17 protein-coding genes are annotated in these 19,779 nt (G+C 42.7%); 8 read left to right on the top strand and 9 right to left on the bottom strand.

Annotation, left to right across the window (positions count from 1 at the left end):
• The first annotated feature begins 56 nt into the window (after positions 1-56).
• A complete protein-coding gene (locus C9J45_RS14960; RefSeq protein ID WP_107292719.1) occupies positions 57-2,054 on the top strand; it encodes an AsmA family protein in 1,998 nt (665 codons plus the stop codon).
• Here the strand turns inward: C9J45_RS14960 and C9J45_RS14955 are convergent.
• From C9J45_RS14955 to C9J45_RS14945, 3 genes are read right to left on the bottom strand one after another with little or no spacing between them, the layout of a single operon-like run.
• Positions 2,006-2,929 carry a bifunctional GNAT family N-acetyltransferase/hotdog fold thioesterase gene (locus C9J45_RS14955; RefSeq protein ID WP_107207782.1) on the bottom strand — a complete coding sequence of 308 codons (924 nt, stop codon included), beginning with the start codon at positions 2,927-2,929 and terminating at the stop codon, positions 2,006-2,008. The two genes, C9J45_RS14960 and C9J45_RS14955, sit on opposite strands and share 49 nt — an antisense overlap.
• 58 nt (positions 2,930-2,987) lie before the next feature.
• On the bottom strand, positions 2,988-3,425 hold the full coding sequence (gene dtd, locus C9J45_RS14950; protein ID WP_045084559.1) for a D-aminoacyl-tRNA deacylase: 438 nt from the start codon (positions 3,423-3,425) through the stop codon (positions 2,988-2,990).
• Positions 3,422-4,333 carry a virulence factor BrkB family protein gene (locus tag C9J45_RS14945; RefSeq protein ID WP_107292718.1) on the bottom strand — a complete coding sequence of 304 codons (912 nt, stop codon included), beginning with the start codon at positions 4,331-4,333 and terminating at the stop codon, positions 3,422-3,424. Before C9J45_RS14945 ends, dtd begins: the two co-directional genes overlap by 4 nt.
• 178 nt (positions 4,334-4,511) lie before the next feature.
• Between C9J45_RS14945 and C9J45_RS14940 the strand changes: the two genes are divergently transcribed.
• A complete protein-coding gene (locus C9J45_RS14940; protein WP_107207784.1) occupies positions 4,512-5,150 on the top strand; it encodes a DUF2959 domain-containing protein in 639 nt (212 codons plus the stop codon).
• 180 nt (positions 5,151-5,330) lie between these two features.
• On the opposite strand, the gene typA is transcribed toward C9J45_RS14940, so the two are convergent.
• Positions 5,331-7,157, bottom strand: coding sequence for a translational GTPase TypA (gene typA / locus C9J45_RS14935; RefSeq protein ID WP_107207785.1), 1,827 nt, complete (start codon positions 7,155-7,157; stop codon positions 5,331-5,333).
• 576 nt (positions 7,158-7,733) lie between these two features.
• On the opposite strand from typA, the gene glnA reads away from it, so the two are divergent.
• The 5 genes from glnA (at position 7,734) to add (ending at position 13,605) form a co-directional block, all read left to right on the top strand.
• Entirely contained in the window at positions 7,734-9,143 is a 1,410-nt protein-coding gene (gene glnA, locus C9J45_RS14930; RefSeq protein ID WP_005372511.1) for a glutamate--ammonia ligase, read from the top strand.
• A gap of 146 nt (positions 9,144-9,289) precedes the next feature.
• Positions 9,290-9,871 (top strand): DUF4124 domain-containing protein, encoded by a 582-nt coding sequence (locus tag C9J45_RS14925; RefSeq protein WP_107261161.1) that lies wholly within the window; start codon positions 9,290-9,292, stop codon positions 9,869-9,871.
• A gap of 126 nt (positions 9,872-9,997) precedes the next feature.
• Positions 9,998-11,047, top strand: coding sequence for a nitrogen regulation protein NR(II) (gene glnL, locus C9J45_RS14920; RefSeq protein ID WP_107207787.1), 1,050 nt, complete (start codon positions 9,998-10,000; stop codon positions 11,045-11,047).
• Positions 11,048-11,067: 20 nt separating this feature from the next.
• Positions 11,068-12,483: a nitrogen regulation protein NR(I) gene (gene glnG / locus C9J45_RS14915; protein ID WP_107291114.1), complete on the top strand. Its 1,416-nt coding sequence runs from the start codon at positions 11,068-11,070 to the stop codon at positions 12,481-12,483.
• 117 nt (positions 12,484-12,600) lie between these two features.
• Entirely contained in the window at positions 12,601-13,605 is a 1,005-nt protein-coding gene (add, locus tag C9J45_RS14910; RefSeq protein ID WP_107292717.1) for an adenosine deaminase, read from the top strand.
• An 82-nt stretch (positions 13,606-13,687) separates the two neighbouring features.
• On the opposite strand, the gene hemN is transcribed toward add, so the two are convergent.
• The 5 genes from hemN to C9J45_RS14880 all read right to left on the bottom strand — a co-directional run bounded on the left by hemN (position 13,688) and on the right by C9J45_RS14880 (position 18,443).
• Positions 13,688-15,061 carry an oxygen-independent coproporphyrinogen III oxidase gene (gene hemN, locus C9J45_RS14905; RefSeq protein WP_107261167.1) on the bottom strand — a complete coding sequence of 458 codons (1,374 nt, stop codon included), beginning with the start codon at positions 15,059-15,061 and terminating at the stop codon, positions 13,688-13,690.
• A 140-nt stretch (positions 15,062-15,201) separates the two neighbouring features.
• Entirely contained in the window at positions 15,202-15,681 is a 480-nt protein-coding gene (locus tag C9J45_RS14900; RefSeq protein ID WP_107207791.1) for a DUF2489 domain-containing protein, read from the bottom strand.
• A 3-nt stretch (positions 15,682-15,684) separates the two neighbouring features.
• Positions 15,685-16,230, bottom strand: a complete 546-nt coding sequence (gene yihI, locus C9J45_RS14895) for a Der GTPase-activating protein YihI (protein ID WP_045084567.1) — start codon at positions 16,228-16,230, stop codon at positions 15,685-15,687.
• The gene (locus C9J45_RS14890; protein ID WP_107207792.1) at positions 16,230-16,871 is read right to left on the bottom strand and encodes a class I SAM-dependent methyltransferase; all 642 of its coding nucleotides are present in this window, start codon (positions 16,869-16,871) and stop codon (positions 16,230-16,232) included. Before C9J45_RS14890 ends, yihI begins: the two co-directional genes overlap by 1 nt.
• A gap of 948 nt (positions 16,872-17,819) precedes the next feature.
• Positions 17,820-18,443: a cytochrome c gene (locus C9J45_RS14880; protein WP_107207794.1), complete on the bottom strand. Its 624-nt coding sequence runs from the start codon at positions 18,441-18,443 to the stop codon at positions 17,820-17,822.
• A gap of 157 nt (positions 18,444-18,600) precedes the next feature.
• Here C9J45_RS14880 and yihA point away from each other — a divergent pair, with 157 nt between their 5' ends.
• Positions 18,601-19,275, top strand: a complete 675-nt coding sequence (yihA, locus tag C9J45_RS14875; RefSeq protein ID WP_105061451.1) for a ribosome biogenesis GTP-binding protein YihA/YsxC — start codon at positions 18,601-18,603, stop codon at positions 19,273-19,275.
• Positions 19,276-19,779: the final 504 nt, after the last annotated feature.

Here is a 19,779-nt window from a genome sequence, read left to right as displayed (position 1 = left end):
CGCCAATCTCATCATATAGATAATAAAATGTGTTAATGGCTTTCAGGGAATGAATTATGCGTTGGGTTGCCAAACTTATTGCTTCTGTATTACTGCTTGGCGGACTGAGTATTGTGGCACTGCTCGTATTGCTGCAAACCCGCTATGCCACTCCCATACTCAACCATACCCTCGCCTTTTTCTCCCACTATCAGTTAGCTGAAACACAATTACACTATGATATAAAACAACCACTACAAATAACGCTTCAACCACTCACTGTAAAAAAGGCGAATAAAACCTTATTGTCAGTTGACAGTATCTCTCTCGAACTTTCATCACGTTCATTACAAACGCAGCGTCTGGTGTTTTCCAATGTCATTATTGATGGGATCGATTTACATCATCAGCAATGGGATAAATTTGAACAACTCTCAGCCTTTTCTATTGATCGTTTAGCAATTAATAATCTCTCAATAGCCACTCCCGCGATAACAATCAACCATGCACAGCTTCAAGTCGATAATTGGCAATATATTGATCCTCAGCAACCTTGGTGGCTGCAATTTAGCGGGCAGTTTCAATTAAGCGTTCCGCAAATAACATGGCACAATCAAACGCTAGAAAATCTGTTATTAAACGGGACAAAACAGAAGCAACAGTGGCAACTGACAGGATTTTCAGGGAGATGGCAACAAGCGAACTTTAATGGTACGGCAAACTATAACAGTGACACCCAGTTATTAACGTTAGATCAACTCACGCTAACCAACCTTCGGATCCAACAATCACAACCATTAGCCGCATGGCCGCAATGGTTAGCAGATGCCACACCCGTTCGTCATATCATGATTAAACGCGCTGACGTTTTAGATAGTAGTATTGAACAACCTATTTGGGCTGCTGATAATATTAGTTTGTCATTAGAAAACTGGTCATGGCCTAACAGTTACTGGCAACAAGATAACGCCCATTTATCTGTCAGTGCCAGTAATGCGAAATGGCACGATATCGTATTTGAACAACCGATCGTTGAGCTGAATTTCATGCCGGAAAAGATCAACAGTCAGGGTATTTCGGCTCAGTTACTCAATGGTTATATACGTATGGATGGTGACATTTCACCTGACAAGATCAAACTAAAAAAATTGTTGGCCTCAGGAATAAAAGGCTTTCTTCCTCCACACTGGTTCCATACAACAAAAACATTAACCTCAAGGCTATCAGAGCTAACTATCGATAAGCTTGATATCAATAATATACAGTTAACATCAACAGACACTCAGCTACCGTTTCAACTCGCAGGGATCAATATTGATGGTAATGGTGTAGTAGTAAAGCATCAGCATCAATGGGGCTTATGGCAAGGCAACCTTGATACCAGCCTTGGCTTTGCCAGCATCAACCAAATTGTTTTTATCGATCCGATTGTAGAAATGAGCAGCTCCAATGGCGATTGGGCGATCAATAAATTTGTCTTACCTTTTACTGATGGCATGCTAACAGCGAATGCGGATATTCAATTAGCACAACAAGGTCAGCCTTGGTCTCTTTCTATCTCTAGCGATAGTGTTCCCGCTGCTCTCATTTATCGTTGGTTCAAATTACCACTGCCATTAAACGGTAAAATTGACGGAACATTACACGCACAAGGATTAGCAAATAATCGCCAAAGCTTCAATTACAGTTTATCTGGACAAACCGCTCTCACCTTTAGAGATATTCATTTAGATAATATTGCACCAACCCAATTACTCACTCATTGGAAAACAAAAGGGAATTTACTCGGTACGGTATTAGGTAGCAGCAATGAAAATAGCGATAGTAATGCTCAAGCATTAATACTATCGCCACTGAATATCACGGCTGAAAGGGGAAGAATTACCATTCCTACTTGGCTCGCAAGCAATGATAATTTTAGCCTATCACTCACCAGTCAATGGGATCTGGCGATCCCAACACAGCAACAACTGGAGTGGGTATTAAAGGAAAACTGCCAACAAGTCGATCGTCGTTGGCATGCCGATCAAATAGAAGTGAATTCGTTTTCAACGTGTAGCGGCAAGATCAAATAAGTACCGGTAAAACTGGAAGCAACTTTACCACCGCTATACACATTCACATCGACACTGATACGACCTTTACGACCTTTCGCTAAGCGATCAATATCACCACGTAAGTTTTCTATGGTGCTCACCGCTTTAGGTCGTTCAGTCACAGGTGCTGAATAGCGGATATGGCTATCAACCAAAATGATATTGCCCTCTAATCCACGTTCTTTCAGCAATAACCAAATAAAACCCCAGCCCGCTAAGGTTGCCATGGTAAAAATGCTCCCCGCAAACATAAACTCATTGGGGTTTAAATTAGCATTAAACAGCGCACTCACTTCAAAGCGATAACCTGTGTATTGGTTGATTTTTATCCCCATTTTATCGCTGATCGGGATCTGTTGTTGCCACAGTGTTTGTAACTCCTGACACCATTCAGGATGACGCACAACTTCATTTAATGGCTCTAGATGTTTCAGCATTTGTTGGTGACGAACAGGACCTCGCTCATCACTCAATTCACCTTCACTGGCAAAACCATTTTTTAAATAAAAAGGAATAGCATCTTCACGGGCATTACACACCATCCGCTTAGCACCGTCTTGCCTTGCGAGTGACTCTAAAGCCATTAAAATTAAGCCACCTAAACCATGGCGACGAACATTAGGATCCACCGCCATGTAACGCACTTGTCCCTCATTATCAGGCGTTAAATATAAACGCCCAATCGCCACCACCTGATCACGATTATTGATGATCATACGATGTTCACTCAATTCATCATACGCATCACGCTCAGAGCCTTGTGGCATCTGCCAAGGTTCACGCAACATCCGCCAACGAAAATGGTAATAGCTCGCCAACTGCTCATCTGTTTGAGGCGTCACTAATCGAAACATGAATTCCCTCTCTTTCCATTCTCGGTTTATGGTGTATATCTGATACTAATGTGATTTTCTAGACTTGTAGCCAGAACGTCACTGGACCATCGTTATTTAGTGCTACTTGCATATCGGCAGCAAAGATACCCGTTTCTGTCTGAATTTCTTTTACCTTACATTGTTCGACAAAATATTCATAAAGACGTTCAGCATCAACAGGTGCAGCCCCACTCGAAAAACCTGGCCGCATACCCTTTTTAGTATCCGCCGCTAACGTAAATTGTGAAACCACCAACACACTGCCACCCGCCTGCTGCACGTTTAAATTCATTTTGCCATCGTCATCACTAAAGACACGGTAACCGAGCACTTTATCACGCAGCTTTTGTGCTTTTGCTTCGTCATCACCTTTTTCAACGCCTAACAGCACTAACAAGCCTTTGCCAATCGCGCCAGTGATCTGTCCATCCACCGTCACGCTAGCCTCAGTAACTCGTTGGATCAGTGCAATCATTTTTCTTCCTCTTTCATATTCTGCGACGTGTCATCCGATTTTTGCTCTGCCGGTAATGATAACTGATTCGCCTGATCCCAAAAACCACGCTCACCTAAACTAGCGGTGATCTCTGCGCCCAGTAAAACAATGCACCAACATAAATAAATCCAAACAAATAAGATAGGAATTGCAGCTAAGGCGCCGTAAATCATCTGATAAGAATGAAAATGCGCGAGGTAAATCGCAAAACCTTTCTTACTTAGCTCAAATAAAATACTCGCACTTAGACTACCAATCAGTGCATGGCGGAACGTGACTTTACCATTCGGCACTAATAAGTAGAGCAATAAAAATGCCAAGCTAGACATAAGAGAAGGAAACCAGCGTAAGGACTGCTGTAAAAGGCCGTGTAATGCTTGATGTTCAAGCAATGCCAGTGAACCAAGGTAAGAGCTTACCGCAATACTAGAACCCAACAGAATCGGTCCTAACGTTAAAATCATCCAATAGATTGAAAATGAAATAACCCAACGACGTTTCTGTTTAATTCGCCAGATATAATTTAACGAGGTATCTATTGATGAAATCAACATCATGGCAACCACAAACAAAGCCGCAATACCGACAGCCGTCATTTTGCCAGCATTAGAAACGAACTCATTTAAGTAGGTTTTCACGACCGCGCCAGCCGCTGGTACGAAATTCTCGATCACAAAGTTTTGTAATTGCTCACCGAGTCCTGCAAATACTGGCACTGCTGATAACGCCGAAATAACAACAGTAATGAGCGGCACCAGTGATAATAAAGTGACATAAGCCATTGAGCCTGCGGTAACCGTTAAACGATCATGATTCACTCGCTGGATTAAATACGAAAAATAATCCATCATCAGATGGATTTTGGGACCTAATTGCAACTTCGCCATTGGTTTGTTGTCAGCCTTATAACTTTGTTCTATTAATCTTATACACATTGTGAAAAGGCTTTCATTTTTTTGCCTTCTCTCAACTCTTTATTTGCGTCTTATCAATCAATTCTCTCTTGTTAGAACAAACGTTAAGATTGATTTATTTCAACGCAGCATGCCTTACTAGGAGCATAACATGCCTTATTTTCTTGCTATTTTACTTAGCGTTAGCTTACTTTCAGGCTGTCAATCAGCCTATTACTCAGCGATGGAGCAAGTTGGCGTCCACAAACGTGACATCATGGTTGATCGGGTAGAAGACGCCAACGCAGCACAAAAAGATGCACAACAGCAATTTACCAGTGCGCTTGAAGGGCTTAAAGCATTAAATAATTTCAATGGTGGTGAGTTAGAAGCCGCATACAATGACGTTAATGATCAATACAAAGACAGTGAAGCAGCAGTAAATAAAGTCAAAGATCGTATCGCTGCTATTGAAGATGTAGCTGATGCATTGTTTGAAGAATGGAATGACGAGCTTGCGCTTTATAAGAGTGCAACACTGAAACGTGATAGTGCAAACAAGCTACGCGCTACCAAAGTACAGTATCAAAAAATGCTATCTGCGATGAAACGTGCAGAGCAAAAAATGGAGCCAGTGTTAGATACTTTGCGTGATAACACATTATACCTAAAGCATAACCTAAATGCTGCCGCCATTGGCTCACTACAAGGTGAGTTCAACTCACTGCAACGCGAGATCCAACAAGCAATCCGCGATATGAACAGCGCTATTGCAGAATCTAACCGCTTTATTGGTCATCTAAAGAAATAAGCTATCGACAAGGTGAGTCAGCGCCAGCGGCTCACCATTGCTTTACCCTAATGTCCCAGTCCGACACTTATCTTCAGCCATTCGCCACAATCCCCCCATATTTCCACCCTTCAGATACAACAATCCCCCGATTGTTACCAACCGAGGGATTGCTTAATAACTAATGAAATTAATCAGTAATTACTTTGTACGACCAGCACGCTTACGATCGTTTTCAGTAAGAAGTTTCTTACGAATACGGATGCTTAAAGGTGTCACTTCTACTAGTTCATCGTTATCGATGAATTCTAGTGCTTGCTCAAGTGTGTACTTGATAGCAGGAGAAAGAGTTTGCGCTTCGTCAGTACCAGAAGCACGAACGTTTGTAAGCTGCTTACCTTTCAGGCAGTTAACTGTAAGGTCATTAGAACGGTTATGAATACCGATGATCTGACCTTCGTAAACTTCGTCTGCGTGCTCAGCAAATAGACGACCACGCTCTTGTAGGTTAAACAATGCATAAGTCAGTGCTTTACCTGTTGCGTTAGAAATCAATACACCGTTGTTACGTTGACCGATAGTACCGCCCTTGTGAGGACCGTAGTGATCAAACGTATGGTAAAGAAGACCTGAACCTGAAGTCAGTGTCATGAACTCAGTTTGGAAACCGATAAGACCACGAGAAGGCATCATGAAGTCCATGCGAACACGGCCTTTACCATCTGGTGCCATATCAGTTAGCTCACCTTTACGAAGACCGATATTTTCCATGATACCGCCTTGGTGCTCTTCCACCACGTCGATTGTCACAGTTTCAAACGGTTCCATTAGCTGGCCGTCTTCTTCTTTGATGATAACTTCTGGACGTGATACTGCTAGCTCGTAGCCTTCACGACGCATATTTTCGATCAGGATAGATAGGTGAAGTTCACCACGGCCTGATACGCGGAATTTATCTGGGTCAGCTGTTTCTTCAACACGTAGTGCAACGTTGTGTACTAGTTCTTTTTGAAGACGCTCTAGGATGTTACGTGAAGTAACGAACTTACCTTCTTTACCAGCAAACGGAGAGTTGTTTACTTGGAAAGTCATAGTAACTGTTGGCTCATCAACAGAAAGAGGCGTTAGCGCTTCAACACAGTTCTGATCACAAATAGTGTCAGAAATCTTAAGCTCGCCAAGACCTGTGATTGCAATGATGTCGCCCGCTTTCGCTTCTTCAACTTCATGACGCTCAAGACCTAGGTAACCTAGAACTGTACCTACTTTACCGTTACGCTTAGAACCGTCAGCACTTACGATAGTGACTTGTTGGTTAGCTTTCACTGTACCACGAGTAATACGCGCAACACCGATAACACCAACGTAAGAGCTGTAATCTAGCTGAGAGATTTGCATCTGTAGTGGGCCATCAACATCTACTGAAGGCGCTGCAACGTTATCAACGATAGATTGGAACAATGGTTCCATGTTCTCGCCAGTTTCGCCTTCTTCTAGTGTTGCCCAACCGTTTAGTGCTGATGCGTAAACCACTTGGAAGTCTAGTTGTTCGTCAGTTGCACCAAGGTTATCGAATAGGTCAAATACTTGATCCATAACCCACTCAGGACGTGCACCTGGACGGTCAATCTTGTTGATAACAACGATTGGCTTAAGACCGTATGCAAACGCTTTTTGCGTTACGAAACGAGTTTGAGGCATCGGGCCGTCAACTGCATCAACGATAAGCAATACAGAGTCAACCATAGACATGATACGCTCTACTTCACCACCGAAATCGGCGTGTCCAGGGGTATCTACGATGTTGATGCGGTAGTCATTCCAGTTGATTGCTGTGTTCTTAGCAAGAATGGTAATGCCACGCTCTTTCTCGATATCGTTAGAATCCATCACACGTTCTTCGGCTTCGCCGCGACCCTCTAACGTGCCAGACTGCTGTAGAAGTTTATCAACCAAGGTAGTTTTACCATGGTCAACGTGAGCAATAATTGCGATATTTCTTAATTTATCGATCGATTGATTAGACATTAGTTTCACATTCACTCAGAACATGCAGCATCTTCACTAGAGGCTACTTGATTAAAAAAACGGCTCATAATTTAACAGATTTTACGCCAAAACCCACGAAATATGTGATTTATATCACCAGCTTTTTTATGACCATGCTCTAGAGCCGCATTTTTACTCGCTTTTTGGCCTGATTTTATTTTTTTGAACCCTTCTATTCAGACCATAAATCCCCACTTAACCCTGTTTTCTCACTCCCTACGGATAAAAACATCATTAGAGGTACACAGTTCTCCTTTAATAATAAAAACTCTTTTTTAAGGAGATTATGAATTGACAATAATTTTTAACATCGCGATAGTAAGCATGTTCTATTATTGTTAATGACACATCGATGCACCAAAACAGTGCACCAATGCATCAATATAGTGCAAAAATGGATTAATTAAGCTTTAGCAATGCGTAAAAACCGCATTCTTAAAGCTTTTAAAAATTGGCATGGTTTTCGCTTAAGAACATTCAGAACTGCTCATTCTCAGAAATGAGCAACACTAGATTTGCGGCCATGCCCTTATATAACACCGGAGGTTACTCAAGATGTCAGTAGAAAACGTACTAGCGCTGATCCAGGAAAATGAAGTTAAGTTTATTGACCTACGTTTTACCGATACAAAAGGTAAAGAACAGCATATCTCGATCCCATCTCATCAAATTGATGCTGATTTCTTCGAAGAAGGTAAAATGTTTGATGGCTCTTCAGTTGCAGGTTGGAAGGGTATCAACGAATCAGACATGGTAATGATGCCTGACGCATCAAGCGCGGTACTAGACCCATTCACTGAAGACGCTACGCTAAATATCCGTTGTGATATTTTAGAGCCAGCAACAATGCAAGGTTACGACCGTGATCCTCGCTCTATCGCGAAGCGTGCAGAAGAGTTCATGCGTTCAACAGGTATCGCAGACACGGTTCTTATCGGCCCTGAGCCAGAATTCTTCCTATTTGACGATGTTAAGTTTAACACTGACATGTCTGGCTCTTTCTTCAAAATTGATGACGTAGAAGCTGCATGGAATACCGGTTCTGATTTCGAAGGCGGTAACAAAGGTCACCGTCCAGGTGTTAAAGGCGGTTACTTCCCAGTAGCACCTGTTGATTCATCACAAGACATCCGTTCTGCTATGTGTTTAATCATGGAAGAAATGGGTCTAGTTGTTGAAGCTCACCACCACGAAGTAGCAACAGCAGGTCAAAACGAAATCGCAACACGTTTCAACACGCTAACAACAAAAGCGGATGAAATTCAGATCTACAAGTATGTTGTTCATAACGTTGCACACGCATTCGGTAAAACAGCAACCTTTATGCCTAAGCCACTAGTAGGTGATAACGGTTCTGGTATGCACGTTCACCAATCACTAGCAAAAGATGGTGTAAACCTATTCTCTGGTGATAAGTACGGCGGCCTTTCTGAAATGGCACTTTACTACATCGGTGGTATCATCAAGCATGCGCGTGCAATCAACGCATTTGCTAACCCTGCTACGAACTCATACAAGCGTCTAGTTCCAGGCTTTGAAGCTCCAGTAATGCTAGCTTACTCTGCGCGTAACCGTTCAGCGTCTATCCGTATTCCTGTAGTACCAAGCCCTAAAGCACGTCGTATCGAAGTACGTTTCGGTGATCCAGCGGCTAACCCATACCTAGCATTTGCTGCAATGCTAATGGCTGGCCTTGACGGTATCCAGAACAAGATCCACCCAGGCGAAGCGATGGATAAAGACTTGTACGACCTACCAGCAGAAGAAGCAGCTGAAATCCCAACAGTTGCAGAATCGCTACAAGGCGCATTACAAGCACTAAGCGACGACCGTGAGTTCCTAACGTCTGGCGGCGTATTCTCTGATGACTTCATCGATTCTTACATCGCACTGAAATCTCAAGACGTTGAGAAAGTAAACATGACAACTCACCCACTAGAGTTTGAACTTTACTACTCTGTTTAAGTAATCACTTAATTACTAAACATTAAATACTTAGGCCTGCTTCACAAGCAGGCCTTTTTGATCTTGTTGTCACCCGCAAACCAACGACAATAATGAATCTTATTCACGACCACTCTTGTTCGTGCAAACAAACTTGGAGTTAACGGATGAAACTCTCTCGTTTTTTTAATCTACTCAGCCCAATTTTTATTACCCTAATATGGACCGCTGCGAGTTCCGCCCAAGCCTCTACCATCTACTCATGGACAGATGAAAATGGCGTGGTGCACTTTACCGATCAACCTCAAACCCCCGATGCCACTGCTTACCCTTTAAGCGTGACAGAAGTCAGTGGCAATATTGAACAAACCGCAGATACTATTGACACTCAAACCACTGATATTACCGTGGTAGAAGAGCCAGCAAAAACCATTACAACCGTCAGTTTAGTTTCGCCTATGCATGAGCAAACCATCCGCAATAACGAAGGTATCATCAATATTCATGCGGTCACCAACAGCAAACTTAACAATCAAACCCAAGCGCAATTAGTATTAGATGGCGTGGTGAAAGGCGAGCCTCAAACAGAACTCACTTGGACATTAGATAACATTGATCGTGGCAGCCACCAATTACAAATTCAACTAGTTAAAGGCGGCAAGGTTATTGCATCGTCAGACAGTATTACCGTTTATCTGCATCGAGCCACAGTGAAGGCGAACAAGCCAATGCCAGTACAGCCTCGCTAATCCACAGTTTCACCAATTAACAGTGCCCGATCAGCAATAAACAGGTTACACTCAGATGCACCAATTTGGTGCATTTGACCTAAATAAGCCTATTGATGGTTTAGGTAATCAACAAGGATGCTGATTGTGACTACCGCTTTTACCCCTATAATTATTGACAACCTTGTTACTGCAATCATTTTACTGGATGAGCACTTAACGATTCGTTATGTCAATCCTGCCGCAGAACAACTGTTATCGTCGAGTAAGCGCCGTTTGCTGGGCATTACGTTACCAGAGTTATTACAGTATTCATCTCTTGATCTCGATTTAATCGCAGCCACACTGCAAAGTGGTCAAGGCCTAGCTGATAGCGATGTCGCTTTTGTGATTGATGAACAGCGTCAACTTCTCAGCTTGAATGCCAGCCCTATTTCGTGGCAAAAAAATCTTTTCGTGATGCTGGAGCTTAAACCTATCGATCAACAACGTCGTATTAGCCAAGAGCTCTCTCAATTAGCTCAGCAGCAAGCAGCGAAAGAATTAGTGCGAGGGTTAGCTCATGAGATAAAAAACCCACTAGGTGGCTTAAGAGGCGCTGCACAGCTACTTGAAAAAGCACTACCCGACCCTAGTTATGTCGAATATACCCAAATGATTATTGAGCAAGCCGACCGATTACGTAATTTGGTCGATAGGTTATTAGGCCCGCAACGGCCAGGCATCAGAAAGACCGATAATATTCATCTCGTATTAGAAAAAGTACGTCAGCTGGTCATACTGGAAAACGACAATAACCTTGTGATTGAGCGCGACTACGATCCAAGTCTGCCCGAGATAGAAATGGATACCGAACAACTCGAGCAAGCCTTACTCAACATTGTCAGTAACGCCGCTCATGTTCTAAAAAAACAAAATGGCGGGATCATTAAACTCAAAACTCGCACAGCCCATCAAGCCTTGATCCAAGGCAAATACGCCCGTATCGCCGCGAAAATTGAAATTATCGATAATGGTCCGGGGATCCCAGCAGAAATCCAAGACACCTTATTCTATCCAATGGTAACCGGTAATGCTGATGGCACAGGGTTAGGGCTATCGATCTCGCAAAACTTAATAGACCAACATAACGGCAAAATTGAAGTGATTAGCTGGCCAGGACACACCAACTTTACGATCTATTTACCAATACAATAATAACGATAGGAGAGTAACGTATGAGCAAAGGATTAATTTGGGTTGTCGATGACGACAGCTCTATTCGCTGGGTAATGGAAAAGACACTTATAACAGCAGGCATGAAGTGTGAAACCTTTGCCAATGCCGATAGTGTACTTGAAGCGCTAGAGCGCAATGTCCCAGATGTATTGGTCTCTGATATTAAAATGCCGGGAACAGATGGCTTAACGTTACTAAAACTCTTACAACAAGATTACCCACTCTTACCGGTGATAATCATGACGGCACATTCAGACTTAGATGCCGCTGTGAATGCCTATCAACGTGGGGCATTTGAATATCTCCCTAAGCCATTTGATATTGATGAAGCCGTAAGTTTGGTTGAGCGCGCGGTTAGTCATAGCCAAGAGCAGAAACGTCAACAGCAACCAGAAACAGAAATAAAAGCAGTACCTGAAATTATCGGTGAAGCCCCTGCTATGCAGGAAGTTTTCCGTGCTATTGGTCGCCTTTCTCGCTCATCCATCTCGGTGTTGATTAACGGCGAATCTGGCACAGGTAAAGAGCTTGTCGCTCACGCTTTACATCGCCATAGCCCACGCAGTAAAAATGCTTTTATTGCCCTGAATATGGCCGCTATTCCCAAAGACTTGATTGAATCAGAACTGTTTGGGCATGAGAAAGGCGCATTTACTGGCGCCAACAGTGTTCGTCAGGGGCGATTTGAGCAAGCCAACGGCGGAACACTGTTTCTCGATGAAATCGGTGACATGCCATTAGATATTCAAACCCGTTTACTGCGTGTCTTAGCGGATGGGCAGTTTTATCGTGTCGGTGGACACTCTCCCGTTAACGTCGATGTCCGTATTATTGCTGCAACGCACCAAAACCTAGAGCGTCTTGTCGCAAGTGGTGATTTTCGTGAGGATTTGTTTCACCGCTTAAACGTTATTCGGGTGCATTTACCGTCTCTAAAAGATCGTCGCCAAGATATCCCTCAACTGGCACGCCACTTCCTGCAACGCGCGTCGAACGAGTTAGGGGTCGAAGTCAAAACCCTGCACCCTGACACGACCGAACAACTAGCAGCACTGGATTGGCCGGGTAATGTTCGCCAACTAGAAAATATTTGTCGCTGGCTTACTGTCATGGCCAGCAGCAGTGAGGTTTTACCTAGCGATCTCCCCCCTGAGTTACTGGAAAATAATCAAACCACTTTATCAACTCAGCAAGAGAATCAACATTGGCAACAAGGCCTACAACAATGGGCAAAGCAAGAATTGCAGCAAGGTAATGAAAACCTATTGGCAGAAGCCCTACCTGAGTTTGAAAAGATCTTACTCGAGACGGCGCTACAACATAGCCACGGTCATAAACAAGAAGCGGCTCGATTATTAGGTTGGGGAAGAAATACCCTTACCAGAAAACTCAAAGAGCTAGGTATTAACGACTAATCATCGCTATATAATATCGAGTTGCAGGTGAAGGCGATCACATTTAGCTGCAACGATTATGTTCACGTTATACACTTTGCTTATACTTAACGCTCAGTTTTCATCGGAATAATCATAATGATCAACAAGCATCTTCCTTTAACGGATCTACACCGTCACCTTGATGGCAACATTCGCCCTCAAACTATCCTAGAACTTGGCCAGCAATTTAATATGGTGCTACCAGGCCATGATCTAGAAAGTTTACGCCCACACGTTCAGATCGTTGAAGCTGAACCTAGTCTTGTAGCCTTTTTGTCAAAGCTAGACTGGGGGGTTGCAGTATTAGGCGATCTCGATGCTTGTCGTCGTGTCGCTTATGAAAACGTTGAAGATGCCTTGCATGCACAAATTGATTATGCCGAACTACGTTTCTCACCTTACTACATGGCAATGAAGCACAACTTGCCGATCGCAGGTGTGGTTGAAGCCATTATTGATGGAGTAGAAGCTGGTTGTCGTGACTTTGGTATCAAAGCGAACTTAATCGGTATAATGAGTCGTACCTTTGGTGTTGAGGCTTGTCAGCAAGAGCTTGATGGCTTACTGGCCCACAAAGATAAATTGGTCGCTATTGATTTAGCCGGTGATGAATTAGGTCAGCCTGGCGCGCAATTTAACCCACACTTTAAACAAGTTCGTGATGCAGGCTTACGTGTAACCGTTCATGCTGGTGAAGCAGCCGGCTCTGAAAGTATGTGGCAAGCCATTAATGAGCTTGGCGCAGTACGTATTGGTCACGGTGTAAAGGCAATTCAAAATCCAAAACTGATGGATTATCTCGCAGAGCATAAAATTGGTATTGAATCGTGCATTACCTCAAACATTCAAACCAGTACTATTAGCAATATCAAAGATCACCCTATCAAGCCATTCCTCGAGCATGGCATTTTAGCCTGCCTCAACACTGACGACCCTGCCGTTGAAGGTATTGAATTACCTTACGAATATGAGGTAGCAGCACCCGCTGTTGGATTAAGCCAAGCGCAAATCGAACAAGCACAACGCAATGGCTTAGAGATCGCCTTCTTGAATGAAAGCGAGAAACAAGCACTTCGCGAGATGGCAGCACAACGTAGTTAATCACTCACGCGATAAAAATCAGATAACAAAAAGCCCCATTCCAGCATTGCTCGAATGGGGCTTATTATTTAATCCAAGAAGATTAAATCACTCGTGAAAACTGCTGTTGGCGAGCGCGATCACGTAAGTATTTATCGAAACACATACAAATATTACGGATCAATAAACGTCCCTTCAGCTCAACGAAGATATGTTGCTGATCCACCGCTACTAACTCATCATCAATAAAGGTCTTTAAAAGCTCTAAATCTTCAGCAAAATATTGATCAAAATTGATATTAAATTCCGCTTCAATCGCTTTCTTATCAAGCTGGAAATTACAAATGAGGGCTTTGATCACTTCACGACGCAGTAAGTCGTCCGCATCTAGCGAAACCCCTTTCCACAGTGCGTTTTGTTTTTCTTCAATATCGCGGTAGTAATGCTTTAACTCTTTTTGGTTCTGTGCGTAGCAATCACCAATCATAGAAATAGCGGATACACCCATACCTAATAAATCACACTCACCTTGAGTGGTGTAACCTTGGAAATTACGGTGCAGAATCCCTTCACGCTGGGCAATGGCTAATTCATCATCCGGTTTGGCAAAGTGATCCATACCAATAAATTGGTATCCTGCCCCCGTCAACGTCGCAATGGTATCTTGCAGAATACCTAATTTTTCTTTGGCACTCGGTAATAGCTCTTCGCTGATCTTGCGCTGTGCTGCAAACAATTTAGGCATGTGGGCGTAGTTAAACACCGATAAACGCCCCGGATTCATCGCCAGTACTTGCTCTAATGTTTTCGCAAACATTTCACGATTTTGTAGCGGTAAACCATAAATCAAATCAAGGTTCGTTGAACGGAATCCCAATTCACGTGCACGCTCAACCATCGCAAAGATAAACGCTTCATCTTGCTCACGGTTAACCAGTTTTTGCACGTCTTTATTGAAATCTTGCACCCCAATGCTTAAACGGTTAAAGCCTTCGCCACGTAAATGGTCAAGAATATCGAGTTCAATTTCACGCGGATCGACTTCTATGCTGATCTCAGCATCATCATCAAAATTAAACGCTGCACGCAAACTATTCATTAAACGACTGATCTGCGCTGCAGTAAGGAACGTCGGTGTACCACCGCCCCAGTGCAATTGACTCACTTGGCGATTGCCCAATAAAGTCGCACGTTGTTTAATTTCTTGTTCTAGCTTATCCAAGTAGTCATCCGCTTTATGCTGATGACGGGTAATGATTTTATTACAGCCACAGTAGTAACAAAGCTTATGACAAAATGGGATATGAATATAAAGCGATAGCTTACGATCAGGATATTGCTTACATGCCATCTCAAATTCAGCAGACGTGAACGCTTCATTAAACTCTAATGCAGTTGGGTAAGAGGTATAACGCGGGCCTGAGTAGTTATACTTTTCAATCAGGGCCTGATCCCAAATAATCTGCTCATTTGACATGACATATTTCCAATATTGTAGGGAGAATAAAGAGTTAAACGTGTAATGATAGTAAGACGAATAACACTTATAGTTTATAAGACAATACAGTCATCGCCTAATCAGATTAGACGATGACTGTAATCGTTCAGATCAAGTCATTAAGACTTCGTAGACAGGATGGCATCCAGTTCGATCGCAATAGCTTCTTGTAATCGAGTTTCAGCCTTCATTCGCTCCAGATCAAAGCGCATTCGAGCACGTTTCTCTGTTTGTTGACGCGCTTCACCGCGAGGCATATCTTTTACTACCTCATACAGCTCTGTAATAGCTGGATAAGTGGCTGCAAAATCAACACTCTTATCAGCCTGTAGCGCTTCCATCAACTTATACAAACGAATCGCCGCTTCAGACAAATCACATTGTCCTTGCTTGGTCGCTGCGGCAATCACATAAACGCTCTCTAAAATCGTATTATTACGCGTTTCTATCGCCTCTTTTTGCTGTTGTTCAGCACGGGCTAAAAAAACTTTATGGCGTTGATTTTGTTGGTATAGCTTAACAAGTAGCGTGCCCGCATAAATACCAAGCGCGGTTACAATTGTGCCACCAATAACAAGCAGAAGCGTCAAATCCTGCAACGGTTACTCCTTACCGAATTTATCTAAATCCATCTTTTCAAATTGATCGAGTAAATCATCATCAGACTTAACCGCTGGGCGGTACTCATCTTCCTCGAACAATTCAACTTCATCTTCTTCCATCAAACCAAGCTGCTTCATAAGCTGCTCAATACGATCAAGTTTTTGGTCGACTTGTTTCTGTAAGCCTGCACCTAACTTTTCACCAGCATCTAAGCGATCAAGAAGAACCATCAGCTGCGCATCATTTTCAAGCATTGCTAATTCTTGCTCTGCTGACATACGGCGTTGCTGTTTGGTCATTGGCTTTTTCGGCTCAACAATCAAAGGAATTGGTTTTTTACTACCAAGACGTGGGTCTTTTTTCTGCGCGGCATTACGCTGCTTAGTTTCTTCAACGGCAGAATGGCGACTACCAGTTTTTAAGCCTTTACGCTTTTTCGCTTTCTGGCGCTGGCGAGATTCGATCTCTAATTGGTTCGGCGTTTTATCGCGGTATACCGCTGGGCCTTCAGAGCCAATCTTACGGCCTCTTTTTTTACGGGTCATTACTGGGTTTTCCTCAGCAAAATCACATCATTTCCAACAAACTCAACTTCTAAGCCATCACGTTGCGCTAAAAAGCGGAACGTATCGCGACTAAAGAAACTAACGTGGGTTGGATCGTTCTTGTAATGCCAACGTGTAAACGCTTCGGCATCGGTTGCTAGCTTTGTCATCAACCCCAGCCATCCGCCAGGTTTAATCATACTCAGCAGCAGCCCCCATTCCTTCGCAGGCTGATTAAAATGTTCTATGGCTTCGGTACACGTAACAAAGTCATATTGACGCGTTAATACACTAGGATCAGGTGCAAAATATGGATCATAAATCGCCATATTATATCCCATTTCGTCCAACATAATGGAAAGTGTTGGACCAGGACCGCTGCCAAAGTCTAAACCATCTAATGGCCCAGCCGGTAAACGCTCCACTAATGGTGTCGCTAAACGACCTAAAAATTGGCGATAACCCATATCATCTGGATTATTTTGATGTTGATCATAAACGGCTTTTTCTTGCTCTGGCGATAACTGAGCCTCAGGATCAGCAAAAATTAACGCGCATTGCTGACAACGAAAATAGCAGCGATTTTTATCTTCAACAAATACTCCATGCTGTTCACTATGGCACAGTGGACATGGCTGCATGATCACTTCTCCGGTGTTGCCGATTATTAGCAAAATCGGAACTGGTGTAAAATCGAGCGGGCTATTCTATACCCAATCGCGGTCAAGATGTAGTTTTGCCGACAAATTGTGCAAGTTTATCTGTAAATACGATAATGATAGATAAAAGATCAACAAGTTAACTTGTTTATAATGCAGATAGAAAAAGAGGGGAAAAGAAAAAAGCGATAGGCTTGCACCTATCGCTCTATATGTAAGCCACTGGCTTATATTCTGTCTAGTCATCCTAACTAGCGTGTAACGTCCCGGTTAAGCAACGTTCCCTTTGTTATTAGTGCTTTCCTTGCGAACTTGTTGTTCGTCATCATCCTGATGAGTTTTACTCTTCCGTGTCCTGTCCATAGTAATTCAACTCGTCCTGAGTTGGCGTTCCATTTCGCTTACTATCATCCTGATAATAATGCCACCATCCTTGTGAGCACGTTATCCATAACGTACCACTTATTGCGACGACATCATGTCGTTGCAAAATCTTATCCGTAAGTGTCTTCCTGACAATCCAATACGCTTCTTGCGTCAACCCTAGTCATCCTAACTAGACGTCCTGTGATCCTTTGAGCTCCTGCTCATGCCATCCTAGCGTTTCCATCCCTTGTCGCTTTCCCTGTCGACACGAGATAATTTACAGTAACCAAAAACTGAAACAATGTACCGATATCACACTTTTAAAAGCACAAACCACTGAAAAAACGCAAACCATTGTTATTTAAGGATAATGTATTTTTATCTGCAAAATTTCGAGCTAAAACAACCCTCACAAATGGCAGATCTCTTACAAGCTGTTGAGCAAATAAGACAGAAGTAAAAATAGTCTTGCTGAATGAAGCACTAAAAGATATAAAACGATAACTATCAGGCAATAAAAAAGCAGCCTTTAGGCTGCTTTTTTTCAATTCGGATCAAGCGATTTTAGTGCAAGCCGCCGACATATTGTGACAACGCATTAATTTCATCATCACTTAATTTTGCAGCAACCGAACGCATCATCGCGTTCATATCATTAGCACGGACACCTGAACGGAACTCTTCCAGTTGAAGTTTTACGTATTCTGCATTTTGACCAGAGATCTTAGGGAATCCAGATAAGCTCGTACCATTGCCACGAGGACCATGACACGCAATACAGGCAGCAATACCACGTTCAGTATCGCCAAAACGATAAAGTTGTTGCGCGACTTCAACGGATTCTTTGGGGGAAGTATTATCTGAGATAGGCAGAGAAGCATAATATACTGCGATATCTGCGATATCTTGATCAGAAAGGGCCATGGCCATTCCTCCCATAACAGGATTATTACGTCCCTGTTTTCCGCCGGTAGCCATTGCCTGTTTGTATTCTTTTAATTGCTTTTCAAGATATTTAGGATGCTGTCCAGCAAGCTTCGGGGATTGCTGCATCAACGCTGCATTGCCATCTGTACCATGGCAGGCGGCACACGTTACAGCTTTCAGTTTACCTGCTTCGATGTTGCCTTCTTCAGCCGTGGTCGAATAACTAGCAAGAAGGCTTAATATTAATATTAATTTCTTCATGACATTCCGTTTATAATTATAGGGCTTCCACTACCACAAGTAATGCTCACTTACATAGTATACAATACGATCACAAACCAAGCTCGGTTTCACATATTTTACACATCTTCACATAAAAGCAATCAGTCGACTACATGAAGACTGGACGGAGTTAACAGTGAATCAACCTCTCAACTACAGAAATACAAGTTTTATCACAAGTGCGCCAGATATTCGTCACTTGCCGCAAGATGCAGGCGTTGAGATTGCATTTGCTGGTCGCTCTAACGCGGGCAAGTCGAGTGCGCTAAACCGCTTAACCGATCAAAAAGGGTTAGCGCGTACTTCAAAAACGCCTGGTCGTACTCAACTGATCAATATGTTTGAAGTGGTTCAAGGCTGTAACCTTATCGATTTACCGGGTTATGGTTTTGCACAAGTCCCTCTTGAAATGAAATTAAAATGGCAGAAGTCGCTAGGAGAATACCTTCAGCGTCGTGAGTGCTTACAAGGCCTTGTGGTATTGATGGATATCCGTCATCCGATGAAAGATCTTGACCAACAAATGATTAATTGGGCACTTGAAAGCCGTTTACCTGTGCTGGTCTTACTAACTAAAGCAGACAAGCTAAAAAGTGGTGCTCGTAAAGCACAGGTGCTAAAAATCCGCCAAATGACTAAAGAGTTAGAAGGTGACGTACAAGTTGAAGCTTTCTCTTCGTTAAAAGGTATTGGCGTCGATCAAGTTCGCCGTAAATTGGATGAGTGGTACGCACCAGAGCTAGAGCGCCAACGTGTGCTTGCCGGTGGTGATGATGCTTTCCCTGAGCAAGTAGAAGAAGACAACGAGTAAAATACGTTGTTTATATAGCTCTAAGGATTGGAGCTATAAAAGTTCCCCACCATCTCGGTGGGGCAAATTAAGAGAGAAACAGGAGGTATTTTAGTTTTGTGCAACAAACAATAATGATTTCCACTCTTAGTGCAATCCCTTCCCTTTATATGACTCAACTTACATGTTTTTTTGCGACTCTCGACCATATTCCCCTCTGAATTCCGATATAAATATTGCTTACCCGCCTCTACTTAGTACATTATTTTCTTAACAAAATAACAACATAAAATGTTAATAAACCATGTTTAGTTCTGGAAGTTTATTACAACCACATTTAACCAAAAAAAGAGCAAAAAAAAACCACTCCCAATAGTGTAGGAATGGTTATTTCATGGATTTGTTGAACGGCTGATAATGTCATCAGCACTGACAGCAAATATGAACAAGAAGCTGTTTTTAGTATAGCGACTGTTTTTATTTTTTAAAGTATTTACTCTAAAAAATAACAACTAAAAAGAAAAT

Origin of the sequence: Photobacterium sp. GB-1 (assembly GCF_003026165.1) — a bacterium.
Classification (GTDB): Bacteria; Pseudomonadota; Gammaproteobacteria; order Enterobacterales; family Vibrionaceae; genus Photobacterium.
The sequence above is the reverse complement of the archived record's forward strand: the minus strand, read 5'-3'. Positions and strand labels throughout refer to the sequence as shown.

Bases quoted from the DNA above. Each gene is read 5' to 3' on its own strand.
- C9J45_RS14945 (WP_107292718.1), bottom strand. From the start codon at position 4,333: ATGGCGAAGTTGCAATTAGGTCCCAAAATCCATCTGATGATGGATTAT.
- C9J45_RS14890 (WP_107207792.1), bottom strand. From the start codon at position 16,871: ATGCAGCCATGTCCACTGTGCCATAGTGAACAGCATGGAGTATTTGTT.
- C9J45_RS14880 (WP_107207794.1), bottom strand. From the start codon at position 18,443: ATGAAGAAATTAATATTAATATTAAGCCTTCTTGCTAGTTATTCGACC.
- add (WP_107292717.1), top strand. From the start codon at position 12,601: ATGATCAACAAGCATCTTCCTTTAACGGATCTACACCGTCACCTTGAT.
- typA (WP_107207785.1), bottom strand. From the start codon at position 7,157: ATGTCTAATCAATCGATCGATAAATTAAGAAATATCGCAATTATTGCT.
- dtd (WP_045084559.1), bottom strand. From the start codon at position 3,425: ATGATTGCACTGATCCAACGAGTTACTGAGGCTAGCGTGACGGTGGAT.
- hemN (WP_107261167.1), bottom strand. From the start codon at position 15,061: ATGTCAAATGAGCAGATTATTTGGGATCAGGCCCTGATTGAAAAGTAT.
- C9J45_RS14955 (WP_107207782.1), bottom strand. From the start codon at position 2,929: ATGTTTCGATTAGTGACGCCTCAAACAGATGAGCAGTTGGCGAGCTAT.
- glnA (WP_005372511.1), top strand. From the start codon at position 7,734: ATGTCAGTAGAAAACGTACTAGCGCTGATCCAGGAAAATGAAGTTAAG.
- C9J45_RS14940 (WP_107207784.1), top strand. From the start codon at position 4,512: ATGCCTTATTTTCTTGCTATTTTACTTAGCGTTAGCTTACTTTCAGGC.
- glnG (WP_107291114.1), top strand. From the start codon at position 11,068: ATGAGCAAAGGATTAATTTGGGTTGTCGATGACGACAGCTCTATTCGC.
- yihI (WP_045084567.1), bottom strand. From the start codon at position 16,230: ATGACCCGTAAAAAAAGAGGCCGTAAGATTGGCTCTGAAGGCCCAGCG.
- C9J45_RS14960 (WP_107292719.1), top strand. From the start codon at position 57: ATGCGTTGGGTTGCCAAACTTATTGCTTCTGTATTACTGCTTGGCGGA.
- C9J45_RS14925 (WP_107261161.1), top strand. From the start codon at position 9,290: ATGAAACTCTCTCGTTTTTTTAATCTACTCAGCCCAATTTTTATTACC.